This is a genomic window from Pseudoxanthomonas taiwanensis (genome assembly GCF_010093135.1).
GTDB lineage: Bacteria > Pseudomonadota > Gammaproteobacteria > Xanthomonadales > Xanthomonadaceae > Pseudoxanthomonas > Pseudoxanthomonas taiwanensis.
In genome coordinates this window covers 1-17,830 of record NZ_PDWK01000062.1, presented here as the reverse complement: position 1 = coordinate 17,830, position 17,830 = coordinate 1, and the positions used below count along the sequence as shown (strand labels likewise).

At 73.5% G+C, this 17,830-nt stretch carries 19 protein-coding genes; 13 read left to right on the top strand and 6 right to left on the bottom strand.

Features of this window, described 5'->3' with window-relative positions:
* Window positions 1-165: 165 nt before the first annotated feature.
* Window positions 166-507 (top strand): hypothetical protein, encoded by a 342-nt coding sequence (locus tag CR938_RS14970; protein ID WP_425502445.1) that lies wholly within the window; start codon window positions 166-168, stop codon window positions 505-507.
* A 53-nt stretch (window positions 508-560) separates the two neighbouring features.
* Here the strand turns inward: CR938_RS14970 and CR938_RS11330 are convergent, their stop codons facing one another.
* Window positions 561-1,991, bottom strand: coding sequence for an NAD(P)(+) transhydrogenase (Re/Si-specific) subunit beta (locus CR938_RS11330; protein ID WP_162125119.1), 1,431 nt, complete (start codon window positions 1,989-1,991; stop codon window positions 561-563).
* A complete protein-coding gene (locus CR938_RS11325) occupies window positions 1,988-2,287 on the bottom strand; it encodes an NAD(P) transhydrogenase subunit alpha part 2 (RefSeq protein WP_162125118.1) in 300 nt (99 codons plus the stop codon). Before CR938_RS11325 ends, CR938_RS11330 begins: the two co-directional genes overlap by 4 nt.
* Before the next feature lie 168 nt (window positions 2,288-2,455).
* On the opposite strand from CR938_RS11325, the gene CR938_RS11320 reads away from it, so the two are divergent.
* Genes CR938_RS11320 through CR938_RS11310 form a run of 3 tightly spaced genes read left to right on the top strand, consistent with a single transcriptional unit; the run spans window position 2,456 to window position 3,787 of the window.
* On the top strand, window positions 2,456-3,025 hold the full coding sequence (locus CR938_RS11320; protein WP_162125117.1) for an RNA polymerase sigma factor: 570 nt from the start codon (window positions 2,456-2,458) through the stop codon (window positions 3,023-3,025).
* Window positions 3,022-3,360, top strand: a complete 339-nt coding sequence (locus CR938_RS11315) for a hypothetical protein (RefSeq protein ID WP_162125116.1) — start codon at window positions 3,022-3,024, stop codon at window positions 3,358-3,360. Before CR938_RS11320 ends, CR938_RS11315 begins: the two co-directional genes overlap by 4 nt.
* A 4-nt stretch (window positions 3,361-3,364) precedes the next feature.
* On the top strand, window positions 3,365-3,787 hold the full coding sequence (locus CR938_RS11310; protein ID WP_162125115.1) for a DUF3106 domain-containing protein: 423 nt from the start codon (window positions 3,365-3,367) through the stop codon (window positions 3,785-3,787).
* A 6-nt stretch (window positions 3,788-3,793) separates the two neighbouring features.
* On the opposite strand, the gene CR938_RS11305 is transcribed toward CR938_RS11310, so the two are convergent.
* Together CR938_RS11305 and CR938_RS11300 are read right to left on the bottom strand one after the other, a co-directional pair.
* On the bottom strand, window positions 3,794-4,924 hold the full coding sequence (locus CR938_RS11305; RefSeq protein ID WP_162125114.1) for an NAD(P) transhydrogenase subunit alpha: 1,131 nt from the start codon (window positions 4,922-4,924) through the stop codon (window positions 3,794-3,796).
* Between the two features lie 85 nt (window positions 4,925-5,009).
* The gene (locus tag CR938_RS11300) at window positions 5,010-7,379 is read right to left on the bottom strand and encodes a DUF1631 domain-containing protein (RefSeq protein WP_162125113.1); all 2,370 of its coding nucleotides are present in this window, start codon (window positions 7,377-7,379) and stop codon (window positions 5,010-5,012) included.
* 408 nt (window positions 7,380-7,787) lie between these two features.
* On the opposite strand from CR938_RS11300, the gene CR938_RS11295 reads away from it, so the two are divergent.
* From CR938_RS11295 to CR938_RS11275, 5 genes are all read left to right on the top strand, one after another.
* Window positions 7,788-8,366: a nitroreductase family protein gene (locus CR938_RS11295; protein ID WP_162125112.1), complete on the top strand. Its 579-nt coding sequence runs from the start codon at window positions 7,788-7,790 to the stop codon at window positions 8,364-8,366.
* Window positions 8,363-9,313 (top strand): 5'-3' exonuclease, encoded by a 951-nt coding sequence (locus tag CR938_RS11290; RefSeq protein ID WP_162125111.1) that lies wholly within the window; start codon window positions 8,363-8,365, stop codon window positions 9,311-9,313. Before CR938_RS11295 ends, CR938_RS11290 begins: the two co-directional genes overlap by 4 nt.
* A 10-nt stretch (window positions 9,314-9,323) precedes the next feature.
* Window positions 9,324-9,875: an NUDIX hydrolase gene (locus tag CR938_RS11285; protein WP_162125110.1), complete on the top strand. Its 552-nt coding sequence runs from the start codon at window positions 9,324-9,326 to the stop codon at window positions 9,873-9,875.
* Window positions 9,865-10,683: an N-formylglutamate amidohydrolase gene (locus CR938_RS11280; RefSeq protein WP_162125109.1), complete on the top strand. Its 819-nt coding sequence runs from the start codon at window positions 9,865-9,867 to the stop codon at window positions 10,681-10,683. Before CR938_RS11285 ends, CR938_RS11280 begins: the two co-directional genes overlap by 11 nt.
* An 89-nt stretch (window positions 10,684-10,772) precedes the next feature.
* Window positions 10,773-11,447 carry a DUF2242 domain-containing protein gene (locus CR938_RS11275; RefSeq protein WP_246191064.1) on the top strand — a complete coding sequence of 225 codons (675 nt, stop codon included), beginning with the start codon at window positions 10,773-10,775 and terminating at the stop codon, window positions 11,445-11,447.
* A 76-nt stretch (window positions 11,448-11,523) separates the two neighbouring features.
* Here the strand turns inward: CR938_RS11275 and pip are convergent, their stop codons facing one another.
* Window positions 11,524-12,468, bottom strand: a complete 945-nt coding sequence (gene pip / locus CR938_RS11270; protein ID WP_162125108.1) for a prolyl aminopeptidase — start codon at window positions 12,466-12,468, stop codon at window positions 11,524-11,526.
* Between the two features lie 60 nt (window positions 12,469-12,528).
* On the bottom strand, window positions 12,529-13,365 hold the full coding sequence (prmC, locus tag CR938_RS11265) for a peptide chain release factor N(5)-glutamine methyltransferase (protein ID WP_162125107.1): 837 nt from the start codon (window positions 13,363-13,365) through the stop codon (window positions 12,529-12,531).
* A 182-nt stretch (window positions 13,366-13,547) separates the two neighbouring features.
* On the opposite strand from prmC, the gene ahpC reads away from it, so the two are divergent.
* The 4 genes from ahpC (at window position 13,548) to rnk (ending at window position 17,505) form a co-directional block, all read left to right on the top strand.
* Window positions 13,548-14,111 carry an alkyl hydroperoxide reductase subunit C gene (gene ahpC, locus CR938_RS11260; protein ID WP_162125106.1) on the top strand — a complete coding sequence of 188 codons (564 nt, stop codon included), beginning with the start codon at window positions 13,548-13,550 and terminating at the stop codon, window positions 14,109-14,111.
* A gap of 201 nt (window positions 14,112-14,312) precedes the next feature.
* Window positions 14,313-15,905: an alkyl hydroperoxide reductase subunit F gene (gene ahpF / locus CR938_RS11255; RefSeq protein WP_162125105.1), complete on the top strand. Its 1,593-nt coding sequence runs from the start codon at window positions 14,313-14,315 to the stop codon at window positions 15,903-15,905.
* 76 nt (window positions 15,906-15,981) lie between these two features.
* Window positions 15,982-16,941 (top strand): LysR substrate-binding domain-containing protein, encoded by a 960-nt coding sequence (locus CR938_RS11250; protein ID WP_162125104.1) that lies wholly within the window; start codon window positions 15,982-15,984, stop codon window positions 16,939-16,941.
* Between the two features lie 132 nt (window positions 16,942-17,073).
* Window positions 17,074-17,505: a nucleoside diphosphate kinase regulator gene (rnk, locus tag CR938_RS11245; protein WP_162125103.1), complete on the top strand. Its 432-nt coding sequence runs from the start codon at window positions 17,074-17,076 to the stop codon at window positions 17,503-17,505.
* Window positions 17,506-17,830 lie beyond the last annotated feature (325 nt).

The following is a 17,830-nucleotide window of genomic DNA, read 5'->3' as shown; positions in this document are numbered from 1 at the left end:
GATCTGGGTTTCCAGGCGGGCCCGGAACAAGTCATCGGGACGGACCGTCGGGTCCTCGGCGGGCGTCGAGCGGCGGCGCATCGGGTATCCGAATCTGCAAGGAATCGCGGGGGAGATTATCCGTTCCCGGCAAACTCAACACGACCCCTCGGCGCCACAGGCCGCATGGCTGCTGGCTATGAGGGGGTCTTCAGGGCCGACTACTACTCCTCGCAGAAGGAGACCTGCCTGTCGCCTGCGCTGTTTCCGGACGAGTGCTCGGATCCTGACTACGTGGCGGCCAACCCGGCGCAGACCCGCGCGATCAACCGGGTCGGCTCCAACACCTTCCACGACCTGGAGGTGCGCTGGAACACGCCGTGGGACGCCACCGTGGCCCTGGGCGCCAACAACGTGTTCGGCCACGTCGGCCCGGTGCTGTACAGCCAGCCCAGCTCCAACGTGACCTACTCCGGCCAGTTCGACATCGGCCGCTTCGTTTACATGAAGTACCAGCAGCGGTTCTGACGGCCTGCGCCGGCCGCGCCCCGGGCCCGTCCGCAGGTCCGGGGCGTTTTCCGTCAGTGCCCGCCGCCGTCCAGCGCCTTCAGCTCGGCGACCAGGGCGTTGGCCATCTCCGCGCCGTCCCCGTAGAGCATGCGCGTGTTGTCTGCGTAGAACAGCGCGTTCTCGATGCCGGCAAAGCCCGTGCCCTTGCCACGCTTGATCACGATGACGTTCTTCGACTCGACCACGTCAAGGATCGGCATACCGTAGATCGGGCTGGACGGATCGGTCTTCGCCACCGGGTTGACCACGTCGTTGGCGCCGATCACCAGCGACACGTCGGTGTTCGGGAACTCCGGGTTGATGTCGTCCATGTCCGCGATCAGGTCGTACGGCACGCCGGCCTCGGCCAGCAGCACGTTCATGTGCCCCGGCATGCGCCCGGCCACCGGGTGGATGGCGAACTTCACCTTGACCCCGCGCTCGATCAGGCGCTGGGCCAGCTCCCAGATCTTGTGCTGGGCCTGGGCCACGGCCAGGCCGTAGCCGGGCACGATCACCACGCGCTCGGCGTAGGCCATCATCGCCGCCACGTCGCCGGCCTCGATCGGCTTCTGAGAGCCGCTGATCTCCTGCGCCTGGCCGGCGGCGCCGAAGCTGCCGAACAGCACGTTGCGGATCGGCCGGTTCATGGCCTTGGCCATCAGCCGGGTCAGCAGGATGCCGGCCGCGCCGACCATCATGCCGGCGATGATCAGCGCCTCGTTGCCCAGCACGTAGCCCTCGAACGACACCGCCAGCCCGGTGAAGGCGTTGTAGAGGGAGATGACCACCGGCATATCGGCGCCGCCGATCGGTAGGGTCATCAGCACGCCCAGCAACAGTGCCACCAGGAAGAAGGCGATGATCGCCACAGGCTGCAGGCTGGTGGCCGCCCATGCCCCGAGCACCACCATGGCCAGCGCCACCAGCAGGTTGAACGCCTGCTGGCCCGGGAAGGCCACACGCTTGTCCAGGCGCCCGTCGAGCTTGGCCCAGGCGATGATCGAGCCGGACAGCGACACCGCGCCGATCGCCGAGCCCAGCACCGCCAGCGCCAGTACCACTGCGCCCGGGCCGGCCGCCGGAGCCCCGGCCGGCGCGGCCTGCGCCAGCCCGGAGTAGCGCAGCAGCTCCACCGCGCCGATCGCCGCGGCCGAACCGCCGCCCATACCGTTGTACAGCGCGACCATCTGCGGCATGTCGGTGATCGCCACCTTCCTGCCGGAGACCCAGGCCAGCACCGTGCCCAGCACCAGCGCCGCGACGATCAGCGCCAGGTTGTGCAGGTCCGGCAGCAGGAAGGTCGCGGCGGCGGCCAGCAGCATGCCGACGCCGGCCCAGTGGATGCCGCTGCGCGCGGTGGCCGGCGAGGCCATGCGCTGCAGGCCGAGCAGGAACAGAGTGGCGGCCACCAGGTAGCTGGCGCCGACTAGCCACAGGCGCAGGTCGAAGCCGCCGCTCATGCCTTGCCCCCGGGCTTCTTCGAGGACTTGAACATCTCCAGCATGCGCTCGGTCACCACGTAGCCGCCGGCGGCGTTGCCCGCGCCGAGGGCCACGGCGATGAAGCCCAGCGCCTTTTCCAGGGTGGTGTCGGCGTGGCCGAGCACCACCATCGCGCCGATCAGCACCGCGCCGTGGATGAAGTTGGATCCCGACATCAGCGGCGTGTGCAGGATCACCGGCACCCGCGAGATGATCACGTGGCCCGCGATGGCCGCGAGCATGAAGATGTACAGCGCAACCAGTCCGTCAGACATTCCGTCCTCCCCCCCGGGGCCTGGCCGCATCATAACCATAACCGCGGGCTGAACCGAACCCGGCCCGGTCAACCTCGGTCCGCCGCGGGCGTTTCCCTTGCGTACCGAAGCACGGAGCCGCGCATGCGCCGATCCGCCCGTCCCCTCCGCCGCCTGCCCGGGTAAGCTGTGCTGGTGACCGCGCCCGTGCAGCCCGACCTGCCCACGCCCCAGGCCGCGCCCGCCTGGGCGTCGCTGGACGCGTTCCTGGCCCAGATCGGCCCGCGCGCGTTCCGCTTCGCCGAGGCCGGTCTGCGCCAGCGCGAGGACGCGCTGGACGCGGTGCAGGACGCGATGATGAAGATGCTCGCCTACCGCGACCGCCCGGCGGAGGAATGGACGCCACTGTTCTGGAGCATCCTGCGCCGGCGCATCATCGACATGCAGCGGCGCGCGCGTTTCCGCCTGCGCTGGCTCAGCCCGGCCGGGGACGATCCGCGCGGCGAGGAGGCCATCGACTGGGCCGACCCCGGCGCAGGCCCGGCGCAGGCCCACGAACGGCGCGAGGCCTACGCCCGCCTGGGGGAGGCGCTGCGCGCGCTGCCGGCCCGGCAGCGCGAGGCCTTCACCCTGCGCGTGCTGGAGGATCTGGACGTGGCCACCACCGCGCGGGTGATGGGCTGCTCCGAAGGCTCGGTGAAGACCCACCTGTCCCGCGCGCGGCAGGCCCTGCTCACGCAAATGGAGGACGTCCTGTGACGACCGCACCCGACCCCCTGGACCTGCGCGCCCGGCAGCTGCACGCCGACGCGCTGGAACACCTCTCCCCGGCCACCCTGGCCCGGCTGCGCGCGGCGCGGCACGCGGCCACCCGGACCGGCGCGGCGCGGCGCCTCCCGCGGCTGGTCCCGTGGCTGGCCGGCAGCGGCCTGGCCGCCGTGCTGGCCGCGGCCGTGCTGTTGCCCGGCCGCGCCCCCGTTTCCCCACCGGATGCCGCATCCGCGGCCGTGGCCGCCGACCCGGCCCACGTGCTGCAGGAAGACCCCGGCTTCTACGTCTGGCTGGCGTCGGCCGACGCCCTGGCCATGGAGTAAGCCCATGAACACCCGCATCGCCGCCTGCCTGCTGGCCCTGTCCCTGCCCTTCGCCGCGCCGGCCGGCGAGCGCCACGACGCCCCGCTGCCGGCCTGGGAGCAGCTTTCGGCCGAACAGCGCGAGCTGCTGGTGGCGCCGCTGCGCGACCGCTGGAACGCCGCCGCGCCGGAGGAGCGCGCGCGCATGCTCGAGCACGCCAGGCGCTGGAAGGAGCTGCCGCCGGAACAGCGCGAGCGCGCCCGCCGCGGCATGGGCCGGTTCGAGCGGATGAGCCCGGAACAGCGCGCGCAGGCGCGCGCGCTGTTCCACGCCACCCGCGACATGGAGCCCGAGCAGCGCCGCCAGTTCATGGAGCGCTGGCGCCAGATGACGCCGGACCAGCGCCGGCAGTGGGTGCAGGACAATCCGCCCCCGGCGCCGCGCTGACCGGCCTCAGCCGGACGTGCCGGCCGCCGGTGCGGCCGCCGGCGTCTCCTGCGCCGGCGGCGCCGGCCAGCAGGTCCTGGCCAGCAGCTCGTCGTTCCAGTCGAAGGACAGCGTCCCGTCCTTCAGGAACAGGGCCACGAAGTTGCACACGTTGCGCGCGTACATCTCGCTGGCGTGCACCGCGCCCAGGCTGGGCAGGTTGAGCGGACCGGCGATGGTGACCCCACCGTGCCCGATGGTCTGGCCGGGCACGGTCAGCTCGCAGTTGCCGCCGGTCTCGGCCGCCAGGTCCACGATCACCGCGCCGGTCTTCATGCCCTCGACCATGCCCCGGCTGATGATTTTCGGCGCCGGGCGGCCGGGCACGGCGGCGGTGCACACCACCACGTCGATGCCCTTCAGGTGCTCGGCCAGGCGCTGCTGCTGCAGCGCGCGTTCCTCGTCGGTCAGCGGGCGGGCGTAGCCGCCCTCGCCCACCGCACTCACCCCCAGGTCCAAGAAGCGGCCGCCCAGCGACTCGACCTGCTCGCGCGTCTCCGGGCGCACGTCGAAGCCCTCCACCTGCGCGCCCAGGCGGCGCGCGGTGGCGATGGCCTGCAGGCCGGCCACGCCGGCGCCGACCACCAGCACCCTGGACGGGCGGATGGTGCCGGCGGCGGTGGTGAGCATGGGGAAGAAGCGCGGGGCCAGCTGCGCGGCGATCAGCATGGCCTTGTAGCCGGCCATGCCGGCCTGCGAGCTGAGCACGTCCATGGCCTGGGCGCGGGTGGTGCGTGGCAGCCGCTCCAGCGGGAACACGCGCAGGCCGCGGCCGCGCAGCGCCTCGGCGCGCGCGGGCTCGGCCTCGGGCTGGAGGATGCCGACCAGCACCGCGCCGGGCTTGAACGCGGCCAGGACCTCCGCCGGCGGGGCCTGCACGCACAGCACCACGTCGGCGCCGGAGCGCGCGTCCGCGCCGGCCGGCTCGGCGCCGGCGTCGCGGTAGGCCTGGTCGGGAATGCCGGCACCGAGGCCGGCACCGGGTTCGAACCGCACCCGCGCCCCGGCCGCCAGCAGCTTCCTCACCGTCTCCGGCGTGGCCGCCACCCGGCGCTCGCCGGCCGCGCTTTCCTTCAGGACCAGCACTTCCACCGCCATGCCATCCCCCTCGCTTCGTCCGCAGGTCGAGCGGCGATGCTAGCAAACGCCCGCGGCCGCGACGCCAGCCGCGGCCGGCGCCGGCTCAGTGCAGGGTGACCGGGCGCTGCGGCTGGCCCGGGTCCAGGCGCTCGATCACGCCCTGCATGGCGCTGTCGAAGGCGCCGTCGTCGGCCACGTGCATGCGCAGGCGGCCCAGCCGGATCATCACCGCCAGCTCCTCGGCCGAGGCCACGCAGAAGCGCACCCCGCGCCGGTTGACGAACAGCAGGCGCGAGGAGATCGGGCTGATCCACGACAGCTTGCCCGGGGTCACGCGGCCGTCCTTGTCGATGAAGTCCAGCCAGGTGCCCAGCGGCAGGGCGCGGATGCGGTCGGCGTCGGCGTGGTCGAAGTCGAGGGTGTCGGTGCCGCCGACCAGCTCGATCGGGCTGCGCTCCACCGGCGCCGGCTGCGGCAGGGCCACCGGCGGCAGCTCCGGCAGCGCGCGCTCCAGCTCCGGCCGGGCGTCGGCCACCGCCTGCAGGGTGTCGTGCAGGGCGGAGATGGCGGCATCGGCCGCGTCGCCGTGCAGGCCGACGCTGGCGAACACCTTCTGCAGGCCCGGCTGCAGCGCCTGCAGCCACGGCTTGCCGACCACGTGGCGGCGCGCCTCCTCCAGCTCCTCCAGCACGCCGTCGGCCAGGGCCAGGGCCTCGGCCACCGAGGCACCCTCCTCGCCCTCGCGCAGCAGGCACAGGGTCAGGTGGTGCTGCCACGGGCTGCACAGGAACTCCTGCACCGCGCGCGGCAGCTCGCGGCCCTCCAGGCGCGCCGACAGCTCGGCCTCGGCGCGCTTGCGGGCCAGCTCCAGGCGCTCCTGGCCGCGCTGGATCTCGGCCGCGCGCCGCTCGGTGATCTCGATGCGGCGGCGGTGCTGCTCGAGGAAGTCGCGGAACTCCTCCTCCAGCGTCATGAAGATGGCCAGGTTCTCGTTGAACTCGGTCACCAGGCGCTCGATGATCTCCTCGACCTTGGCCAGCAGGGTGCGCTCGGCCGCGCTCTCGCCGGTGTTGCCCTCGCAGGCCTCGGCCAGGGCGTTGAGCAGGCGCCGCGCCGGGTGGGTCTTCTGCACGAACATGCGCCGGTCCAGCAGCGCCACCTTGACGAACGGCACCACCAGGCGGCCGATCAGCTCGCGCGGGCGGCCGGACAGGTCGCGTTCGTCCAGCAGCACGTCGAACAGCATGCCGACCAGGTCGATGGCGTCCTCGTCCTTGGGATCCAGGCGCGCGCTGGACGGGTCCACGCCCAGCTGGCTGGCGCCGGAGAGCACCTCGCTCTTGAGGCGCTGGGACAGCGATTCCTGCTGGTCGCCGATGGCCGCGCGCAGGGTGGCGCTCGGCGAGACCTGCAGCAGCGACAGCACCGACAGCATCTCGCGCTGGCTCAGCGGCCGCTGCGCGGCCGCCGGCGGGGCCTGCGCGGGCTGCTCCGGCTCGCGGGTCTGGCGGCTGCGCTGCAGCAGCTCGGGCAGCGCATCCAGCAGCATCGCCTGGGTGGGGGCGGCCGCGGCCGCCGCGGCAGGGTCGCCATGGAAGCCGGCGCCCGGCGTGCCCTCGCCGGCCGGCGCGGCGGCCGCGCCGGCGCCGCCGTGGGGCTGGCTCCAGCGTTCCAGGAAGCGCCCCGCCCAAGCCGGGGCCTCGTCGCCGCCGGCGGCGGTGGCGGAGGCCCAGGCGTCCGCGGTCGCGCCTTCGCGCGGCGGGGCCTGCGGCGCGTCCATCCCCGCCGGGGGCGGGCGCGGGGGGGGGGCCGGCGGCGGCCGATCCTCCCCCGCCAGCACGCCGGCGCGGTGCAGCAGCTGGTCGAGCGTCTCGTAGAGCTTGCCGGCGATCGCGCCCAAGTCGCGCTCGCACAGCTTGATCCCCACCAGGCGCACTTCCGGCGCCAGGTCGCAGGTGGCGAAGGCCTGGTGCACGGCCACGCCGATGTGTTCGGGGCCGATCGGGTTGGTGTCGGCGTCCAGTTCCATGGCGGCCAGCCAGCCCAGCCGGCGGTCCAGCCGCGCCAGCACCGCCTTGCAGTCGCGCAACAGCACGCTGGCCAGGTTGCGCACGGCCAGGCGCGACTCCAGCTCCTGGTCGGTGATCAGCGCCAGGCCACCCTCGGCCTGGCCGGAGAGCACCGCCTCGGCCTTCAGCGGCTGCCCGGTTTCCAGGGTCTTCCAGGCGCGGTCGAGCTGGGCGCGGAAGCGCGCGGCGATCTCGTCGCGGCGCCGGCGCAGCTCGCGCATGCCGTCCAGGTACTGCATCTGCGCGGCCCCGGCACGCTCGGCGCGATCGAACAGGGCGTCGTCGTAGCGGGCCACCGCGGCTGCGAAGGCGTCGCCCAGCGGCGGCAGGAAGGCGTCGCGCGCCTGGGCCAGCAGCCGGGGGTCCCGGACGCCGGGGCGGTGGGTGGAGTCGGCGATGCTCATGCGCGTGCCCCCCGCACGGGCAGGATTGACAGGATGGTTGGCGCGGCCCCCCTCTTCCGCACCGTGCATCGTAAGCCCCCGGCGACCCTTTTGACCGTGATGCAGTGGGCAGTTCCGGCGGCGGCCACGCACCGGGCATCGCGGCGCGGGCCGCGGGACGGCCGCGGCGGGAGGCGGCGCCACGCGCCGCCGGCGGTTTCCGGGGTTGCCACACGCACGCCCATCGCGCCTCCGAACGGGGATTCGCCCGGACATCCGGGCCGCCGGCATCGCGGGCACGCGTGCGGCAGGGCCAGCATACACGCCGGCGCCTGAGCGCCGCCTGCAGGCCCGGCCCGCGCCGGGGCCACGGGCGCCCCCGGCCTATACTTCCCGGGCCGCGGCACGCGCCGCCCACCCCATGGACCCATGACGCCTTCCCATCCCGCGCTGGAACTGCTCGACCGGCGCCGCTCGGTCCCGGCCCTGCAGCTGGGCGAACCCGGCCCGGACGAGGCCACCCTGTTGCGCATGCTCGCCTCGGCGGTGCGCGTGCCCGACCACGGCCGCCTGGTGCCGTTCCGCTTCCTGCGCATCCAGGGCCCGGCGCGTGCGGCGCTGGGCCGGTTCATGGCCGAGCGCCTGCTGCAGCGCGACCCGCAGGCGCCGCCGTCGCAGGTGGAGAAGGCGCTGCACCGCTTCGCCAGCGCACCGCTGGTTCTGGCGGTGGTCGCGCGCCTGCAGGCCGGGCACAAGGTTCCCGAGCAGGAGCAGCTGCTGACCGCCGGCTGCGTGTGCTTCGCCCTGCTCCAGGCCGCGCAGGCCTGCGGCTTCGGTGCGCAGTGGCTGACCGGCTGGATGGCCTACGACCGCGAGGTGGCCCGCCACCTCGGCCTGGCCGGCAACGAGCAGGTGGTCGGCTTCATCCACATCGGCACCCCGCGCCAGCAAGCCCCCGAGCGCGAGCGCCCGGACCCGCGCCAGCTGCTGACGGACTGGACACCGTGAGCCACGCCGGTCCGTCGTCGCCGCTGTACCTGGTGGACGCCAGCCTGTACGTGTTCCGGGCCTGGCACTCCATGCCCGACACCTTCCAGGACAGCCACGGCTGGCCGGTCAACGCGGTGCACGGCTTCGCCCGCTTCCTGCTGGACCTGCTCGAGCGCGAACGGCCGCGGCACATCGCCATCGCCTTCGACGAGGCGCTGGACAGCTGCTTCCGCAACCGCCTGTACCCGGCCTACAAGGCCAACCGCGAGCCGGCGCCGGAGGCGCTGCGCCGCCAGTTCGCGCACTGCAAGGCGCTGTGCGCGGCGCTGGGCCTGGCCGTGCTGGCCCATCCCGAGTACGAGGCCGACGACCTGATCGGCAGCGCCCTGCACCGCGCCCGGCCGGCCGGCTTCCACGGGGTGATCGTCTCGGCCGACAAGGACCTGTCGCAGCTGCTGGGCGAGCGCGACCTGCAGTGGGACTACGCCCGCGGCGAGCGCTGGGACGCGGCCGGGGTCAAGGCGCGGCACGGCGTGCATGCGCACCAGGTGGCCGACTACCTGGCCCTGACCGGCGACGCCATCGACAACATCCCCGGCGTGGGCGGCATCGGCGCCAAGACCGCGGCGGTGCTGTTGGCCCACTTCGGCAGCCTGGACGCGCTGCTGGAACGGGTGGACGAGGTCGCGTTCCTGCGCCTGCGCGGCGCCGCACAGATCGCCGCGCGGCTGCGCGAGCAGCGCGAGCAGGTGCGGCTGTGGCGCCGGCTGACCACCATCGCCTGCGACGCGCCGCTGCCCTACGCCGGCCCGGCGGCGACCCGCGCCGAGGCCGATCCGGACATGCTCCAGGCCCTGGCCGCGACCCTGCGCATGGGCCCGATGACCCGGCGCCGCCTGCTGGCCGCCGCCGGCCTGGCGCCGGAGGCCGGCCCCGGCGCCGCGGCCGAGTCCCTGCCCGGTTAGCATCTGCGCCATGGCCGGACCGTCCGAACCCCGCATCGTCTACGAGGGCCGCTACCAGCGCATGGTGGTGCGCGACGGCTGGGAGTACTCCGAGCGCACCCACGCCGGCGGCCTGGCCGCGATCATCGTCGCGGTCACGCCCGAGGACCGGGTGCTGTTCGTCGAGCAGTTCCGCGTGCCGCTGCAGGCGCGCACCATCGAGATGCCGGCCGGCCTGGTCGGCGACGTCCACGCCGGCGAGTCGATCGAGGCCTCCGCCATCCGCGAGCTGGAGGAGGAGACCGGCTGGACCGCCGACCACGCCGAGGTGCTGCTCGTCGGCCCCACCTCCTCCGGCGCCAGCAGCGAGCGGATCGCCTTCGTGCGCGCCACCGGCCTGCGCAGGGTCGGCGCCGGCGGCGGCGACGCCAGCGAGGACATCACCGTGCACGAGATCCCGCGCACGCGCGCCGCGGCCTGGCTGGTGGAGAAGATGCGGCAGGGCTACGAGCTGGACGCCAAGCTCTGGGCCGGCCTGTGGATGATCGAACACGAACTGGACGGGACCCCGCGTGAACGCTGAGACCCTTGCCACCCTGGCGGCGCCGGCGCTGCTGCGGCCCGGCGATCCGCCACCCTTCGAGGTGCTGCGCCCGGACGGCCGCTCGCCCTGGCTGTTCGTGGCGGACCACGCCGGCCGGGCCATCCCCGCCGCGCTGGGCGATCTGGGCCTGCCGCCGGGCGAGATCGACCGCCACATCGGCTGGGACATCGGCATCGCCGGCGTGGCCCGGCACCTGGCTGCGGCACTGGACGCCTGGACCATCCTGCAGGCCTATTCGCGCCTGGTGATCGACTGCAACCGGCCGCTGACCTCGCCCACCTCGATCGTCGAGGCCAGCGACGGCACCGGGGTGCCGGGCAACCGGGGCCTGGACGCGGCCGCGCGCGCGGCGCGGGCGCAGGCGATCTTCCTGCCCTACCACGCCCGCATCGCCCGCGAGCTGGACGCGCGCCGCGACGCCGGCCGCCCCACCCTGCTGGTGACCCTGCACAGCTTCCCCCCGGTCATGGGCGGCGTGGCCCGCCCCTGGCACTGCGGCGTGCTCTACCAGCGCGACGCGCGCCTGGCCCATGCGCTGCGCGACCTGCTGCAGGCCGAGGGCGACCTGGTGGTGGGCGACAACCAGCCCTACGCGGTCAGCGACGCAACCGACTACGCCATCCCGGTGCACGGCGAGGCGCGCGGGCTGCCGCACGTGGAGCTGGAGATCCGCCAGGACCTGATCGCCGACGCGGACGGGCAGGCGGCATGGGCGCGGCGGCTGGCACGGCTGCTGCGCGCCCTGGAGCCGCGCATGCTGGCGGCCGCGGCCGGCCCGTCCGGTTGAATCGCGGGCCAACGGCGGTGCCGGCGCCACGCGCAGGCCGTGCCGATCCGGCATACTCGGGCGGTTGCCTGTCACGTGAATCCGACGCAATGCCCGCTTCACGTTTCCTGCTCATCCCCCTGATGGCGGCCGCGCTGGCGTGCGGCTGCTCCATGCCGAAGGTGCGGCACAAGCCGGGGCCGTCCGCGGCCGAGACCTTCGACTCGTCCAACACCTACACCCGCACCTTCGACCATTCGCCGGCGCAGACCTGCGAGGCGGCGCGGCGTGCCCTGCTGAGCCAGGGCTTCGTCGTCGGTCGCGCCGACGCCGACGTGGTCGAGGCGCGCAAGTACTTCCAGCAGGACGAGAGCCACGAGCAGGTCGAGTTCCGCGCGGTGTGCATGCCCGCGCTGCGCGGCGAGCAGCAGACCGTGGTGTTCGTCAACGCGGTGCTGGACCGCTACACCCTGCGCAAGAGCAACACCTCGGCCAGCCTGGGCGTCAGCGCCCTGGGTTCGGTGTCGCTGCCGATCGGCACCACCGAGGACTCGCTGGTCAAGGTGGCCAGCCAGACCCTGCAGGACCCCAACTTCTACAAGCGCTTCTTCTCGGTGCTGGAGCGCTTCCTGCCGGAGGAGGTCGAACGTCCGGCGCCGCCCCGCCCGGCCGGGCAGACCGACCTGTTCCCGGTGCCGCTGGTGCCGCAGCCCACCCCGGCCGAGCTGCAACCGGAGCCGCCGCCGGCCCCGGCCGTGCCGGACGCCGCCGTGCCCGTGCCCTGAGCCCGGCGCCAGGTCCGCGACCGCCCTCCACGCCGGCCGCGCCCCGGGCGCGGCCGGCACCGTTCAGGCCCGCGCCTCAGCCGGCGAAGGCGTCGGTGGCGCGCACCAGGGCGTCCACGTTCTCCGGCTCGAAGGCCGAGTGGCCGGAGGCCGGGGTGATCTCCAGCTTCGCCTTCGGCCAGGCCTTGTGCAGGTCCCAGGCGTTCTGCAGCGGGCAGACCACGTCGTAGCGGCCGTGCACGATCACGCCCGGGATGTCGGCGATGCGGTGCGCGTCGCGCAGCAGCTGGTCCTCGACCTCGAAGAAGCCGCCGTGCACGAAGTAATGGTTCTCGATGCGGGCGAAGGCCAGGGCGAAGTGCGGATCCTCGTGGCTGCTGACGAAGTCCGGGTCCACGTGCAGGAAGCTGGTCGCCCCCTCCCACACGCTCCAGGCCCTGGCCGCGGCCAGGCGGGTGGCCTCGTCGTCGCTGGTCAGGCGGCGGTGGAAGGCCGAGATCAGGTCGTGCCGCTCCACCTTCGGGATGGCGGCGACGTAGTGCTCCCAGGCATCCGGGAACAGGCGGTTGGCGCCTTCCTGGTAGAACCACTCCAGCTCCCAGCGGCGCAGCATGAAGATGCCGCGCAGGACCAGCTCGGTCACCCGCTGCGGATGGGTCTGGGCGTAGGCCAGGGCCAGGGTCGAGCCCCAGCTGCCGCCGAACACCTGCCAGCGCTCGATGCCGAGGTGCTCGCGCAGCTTCTCGATGTCCGCCACCAGGTGCCAGGTGGTGTTGTCCACCAGATCAGCGTGCGGGGTGGAACGGCCGGCGCCGCGCTGGTCGAACAGGACGATGCGATACCTGGCCGGGTCGTGGAAGCGGCGCATCCTGGCGTTGCAGCCGCCGCCCGGGCCGCCGTGCAGCAGCACCACCGGCTTGCCCTGCGGGTTGCCGCACTGTTCGTAGTACAGGGTGTGGCGGTCGTCGACCCGCAGCATGCCGGTGTCGAACGGTTCGATCTCGGGATAGAGCGTGCGCATGCGCGACCTCGTCGGCGAATGGGCCGCCGATTCTAGCGCCGCCTTCCGGCCGCGCCCGGCTCAGCCGGGCATGCGGCCGAGGCTGGCGCGCTCGCGCCCCTCCAGGTCGCGTGCGGTGCCCACCTCCACCAGACCGGCCTGGGCCAGCAGCGCGCGCACCGCCGCGCCCTGCTCCCAGCCATGCTCCAGCAGCAGCCAGCCGCCCGGCACCAGGTGCCGCGGAGCCAGGGCGGCGATGGCGCGGATCGCGTCCAGGCCGTCGGCGCCGGAGGCCAGCGCGGCCGGCGGCTCGAAGCGCAGGTCGCCCTGCCCCAGGTGCGGGTCGCCCTCGGCGATGTAGGGCGGGTTGGAGACGATCAGGTCGAAGCGGTCGCGGCCCAGCGCGCGCTCCCAGCTGCCGCGCCGGAACCAGACGTTGCCGATGCCCAGGCGGCGGGCGTTGCGCACGGCCACGGCCAGGGCCGGGCCGCTGATGTCGGTGGCCACCACCGCCGCGGCCGGCCGCTCGCAGGCAATGGCCAGGGCGATGGCGCCGCTGCCGGTGCCCAGGTCGGCCACCCGCGCCGGCGCCTCCGGGTCCAGCCGGGCCAGGGCCAGCTCCACCAGCAGCTCGGTCTCCGGGCGCGGGATCAGCGTGGTCGGCCCGACTTCCAGGTCCAGGGTCCAGAAGCCGCGCCGGCCGGTCAGGTAGGCCACCGGCTCGCCGGCCGCGCGCCGCTCCACCAGCTCGCGGAAGCGCGCCGCCGTGGCAGCCTCCACCAGCTCGTCGGCGTGGGCGAACAGCCAGGCGCGGTCGCGGCCCAGGGCGTGCTGCAGCAGGGGTTCGGCGTCTTCCCGGCCGATCCGGGCGGCCGCCTCGCGCAGCAGGTCGGCCAGGCGGGGTGGGGGTGTCTGCATCCGCAAACGATGGCCCAGGGCGGCGCGGAACGCCAGCTTGCGCGGTGCACGAAAGACGGTTCTTGGCCGATCGATAGGAACAGTCTATCTATTCAATCCCTTTAATCGATTTGAATCATCTATCGCAACCGCCTAGGATGCGTACCGCACCTTTCCACCAACCCAACCAAGAGGACTCCCGAATGTCCCTGATCAACACCCAGATCAAGCCGTTCAAGGTCACCGCCTACCACAACGGCGAGTTCGTCGAGATCACCGACGCCACCCTGAAGGGCAAGTGGTCGGTCGTGATCTTCATGCCGGCCGCCTTCACCTTCAACTGCCCGACCGAGGTCGAGGACGCCGCCGAGAACTACGCCGAGTTCCAGAAGGCCGGTGCCGAGGTCTACGTGGTGACCACGGACACCCACTTCTCGCACAAGGTGTGGCACGAGACCTCCCCGGCGGTGGGCAAGGCCCAGTTCCCGCTGATCGGCGACCCGACCCACCAGATGACCCGCGCCTTCGACGTGCACATCGAGGAGGAGGGCCTGGCCCTGCGCGGCACCTTCATCATCAACCCGGAAGGCGTGATCAAGACCATGGAGGTCCACGACAACGCCATCGCCCGCGACATCAGCGAGACCCTGCGCAAGCTGAAGGCCGCCCAGTACGTGGCCGCCAACCCGAACCAGGTCTGCCCGGCCAAGTGGCGGGAAGGCGCCAAGCCCATCGCCCCCTCGCTGGACCTGGTCGGCAAGATCTGAGGTCCCGCGCGCCCCGGCCCCCGGCCGGGGCGGCTCCCCTCCCCCGCCATCCGGCGGGGGAGTGGACCGGAGCCATCGCGCCCCGCCACCGCCGCGTCGGCTCCGGTCCACTCCCCCGATCGCACGCCGTGCCCGCACCCGGGCGCGACGGGGGCGGCTTGCCGCCCTTCCGCCACCGATTCCGCCTGCAGGAGCAGCACCATGTTGGACGAGAACCTCAAGACCCAGCTCAAGGCCTACCTGGAACGCCTGACCCGCCCGGTGCGGATGGTCGCCTCGCTGGACGACGGCGACGGCTCACGCGAGATGCAGGCCCTGCTGCAGGACATCGAGGCGCTGTCCCCGCTGATTTCGCTGGAGGTGCGCCGCGACGACGCCGAGCGCAAGCCGTCCTTCGCCCTCACCAGCCCCGGCCAGGACATCCACCTGCGCTTCGCCGGCCTGCCGATGGGGCATGAGTTCACCTCGCTGGTGCTGGCCCTGCTCCAGGTCGGCGGCTACCCACCCAAGGTCACCGCCGAGGCCATCGAGCAGGCCAAGGGCCTGCAGGGCCAGTTCCTGTTCGAGACCTACTTCTCGCAGTCGTGCCAGAACTGCCCGGACGTGGTCCAGGCGCTGAACCTGCTGGCGGTGCTCAACCCCAACGTGCGCCACGTGGCCATCGACGGCGCCCTGTTCCAGGAGGAGGTCGAGGCGCGCGAGGTGATGTCGGTGCCGACCGTGTTCCTCAACGGCCAGCCGTTCGCCGCCGGCCGCATGGGCCTGGAGGAGATCCTGGCGCGCCTGGACACCGGCGCGGAGAAGCGCGAGGCGGAGAAGATTGCGGCCAAGGCCCCGTTCGACGTGCTGGTGGTCGGTGGCGGCCCGGCCGGCGCGGCCGCGGCCATCTACGCCGCACGCAAGGGCATCCGTACCGGCGTGGCGGCCGAGCGCTTCGGCGGCCAGGTGCTGGACACCATGGCTATCGAGAACTTCATCTCGGTGCCGCACACCGAGGGCCCGAAGCTGGCCGCGGCGCTGGAGCAGCACGTGCGCGACTACGACGTGGACGTGATGAACCTGCAGCGTGCCGAGACGCTGGTCCCGGCCGGCGCCGACGGCCTGGTCGAGGTGAAGCTGGCCAACGGCGCCTCGCTGAAGTCCAGGGCGGTGATCCTGGCCACCGGCGCGCGCTGGCGGCAGATGGGCGTGCCGGGCGAGGAGGAATACCGCAACAGGGGCGTGGCCTACTGCCCGCACTGCGACGGCCCGCTGTTCAAGGGCAAGCGCGTGGCGGTGATCGGCGGCGGCAACTCCGGCGTGGAGGCCGCGATCGACCTGGCCGGTATCGTCGCCCACGTCACCCTGATCGAGTTCGACGCCAGGCTGCGCGCCGACGAAGTGCTGCAGCGCAAGCTGCGCAGCCTGGGCAACGTGACCATCATCACCAGCGCCCAGACCACCGAGGTGCTCGGCGACGGCAGGAAGGTCACCGGCCTGGTCTACAAGGACCGCGTCGGCGGCGACAGCCACCGGCTGGAACTGGAAGGCGTGTTCGTCCAGATCGGCCTGCTGCCCAACACCGAATGGCTCAAGGGCACCATCGAGCTGAGCCCGCGCGGGGAGATCGTGGTCGACGAGCGCGGCCAGACCTCGCTACCCGGCGTGTTCGCCGCCGGCGACTGCACCACGGTGCCGTACAAGCAGATCGTGATCGCGATGGGCGAAGGCGCCAAGGCCTCCCTGGCCGCCTTCGACCACCTGATCCGGACCTCGGCCCCGGCCTCCGCCTCGGCGGTCGCGGAAGCGGTCTGAACGCGCTAGGGTTGCCTCGCGCCCGGTCCTGCCGGGTGGCGGGCGGCCCGGGCCGGCTTTCCGGAGGAACCGTGCAATGAACCTGCGCGACCTGAAGTACCTGGTGGCCCTGGCCGACCACAAGCATTTCGGCCGGGCCGCGGCCGCCTGCTACGTCAGCCAGCCCACCCTCTCCACCCAGATCCGCAAGCTCGAGGACGAGCTGGGGGTGCCGCTGGTCGAGCGTGCCCCGCGCAAGGTGATGCTGACCCCGGCCGGGCGCGAGGCCGCCGAGCGCGCCCGCCGCATCGTCGCCGAGGTCGAGCAGATGCGCGAGGCCGCGCGCCGCAGCCAGGACCCGGAGGCCGGCACCGTGCGCCTGGGCATCTTCCCCACCCTGGCGCCCTACCTGCTGCCGCATGTGGTGCCGCGCATCCGCGCCCGCTTCCCGCACCTGGAGCTGCTGCTGGTGGAGGAGAAGACCGACGAGCTGCTCACCCGCCTGCGCGAGGGCAAGCTCGACGCGGTGGTGGTGGCCCTGCCCTTGCACGACGACCAGCTGCACGCCGAGTTCCTGTTCGAGGAGCCGTTCGTGCTGGCGGTGCCGGACGGCCACCCGCTGGCCCAGCGCCGCACCCTCACCCTGGACGACCTGGCCGACCAGCGCCTGCTGCTGCTGGAGGACGGCCACTGCCTGCGTGAGCAGGCCCTGGACGTGTGCCGCCTGTCCGGCGCGCTCGAGAAGACCGAGTTCCGCGCCACCAGCCTGGAGACGCTGCGGCAGATGGTGGCCGCCAACGTCGGCGTGACCCTGCTGCCGACCCTGGCGGTGAAGCCGCCGGTGGCCTGCTCGGCCCACGTCCGCCTGCTGCCGTTCAGCGGCACCCAGCCCAGCCGCAGCATCGCCATGGCCTGGCGGCGCAGCTCGGCCATGGCCGGCTTCCTGGGCCGGCTGGTGCAGGTGTTCCGCGACCTGCCGCCGGGGCTGCTCACGCCCGGCGACCAGCCCGCGGCCAACGCCGTCGCCGCCCCGCTGCCGCGCAGCGACTGGGGCTGAACGGCCACGGTTGATCCGTGGCCCGTTCCGGGCTACGGTGTTCCCACAACCCGATGACCCGAGGCGGAGCGGAAACGCGCCGCCGTTTTTTCATGGGCGTCCCACGGGGCGCCCGTTGCAACAGGAGCCAACATGCCAACCCAGCCCGTAAGCGGCCATCCCCCTTCACTGATCATCTCCAGCCGCGATTTCGCGCGACTGGAGGCCATGCTCGACTCGCCGGTGCTGAGCCGCCACCCGGCCGCCATCGCGCTGATGGACGAGCTCAACCGCGCCGAGGTCGTGCCGCCCGAGCAGGTGCCGCCGGACGTGGTCACCATGCATTCGCAGGTCGAGTGCGAGGACGTGGCCAGCGGCGAGGAGCACGTGCTCACCCTGGTCTATCCGAACGAGGCCGACGTGGAAAAGGGCCACGTCTCCGTGCTGGCCCCGGTGGGCAGCGCCCTGCTCGGCCTGTCGGTCGGCCAGAGCATCGAGTGGGAGGCGCCCGGCGGGCGCAAGCTGAACCTGCGGGTCAAGGCCGTGCGCTACCAGCCCGCGGCGGCCGGCGACCTGCCCCGCTGATCCCCGCCCGCGGCGCCGGCCCCGCCGCGCCGTCCGGTCCGGCCGGCATCGCGCCGGCCATCCTGCCCACGCGCCGTCCCGACCCTGCCGCGCCCCCGCGGCAGGCGGCGGTGCGCGCGCCCGGGCCGCGCCGGCGCCACCGGCACGGCCCCGGCCCGCCGCCCCGGCGCCGCGGGCCTCCCGCGCGGCCCCCGCCGGCCTGGGCTTACCCTACAGGCAACCCCGGCCCGAGCCGCCGCCGGGGGAGGTGTAGCCCCCGTCCTCCGGGATGGCGCACCTGTCCCACTCCGCCAGGGTGTCGCCGCCGCACGCGGGGGGCGGAGAC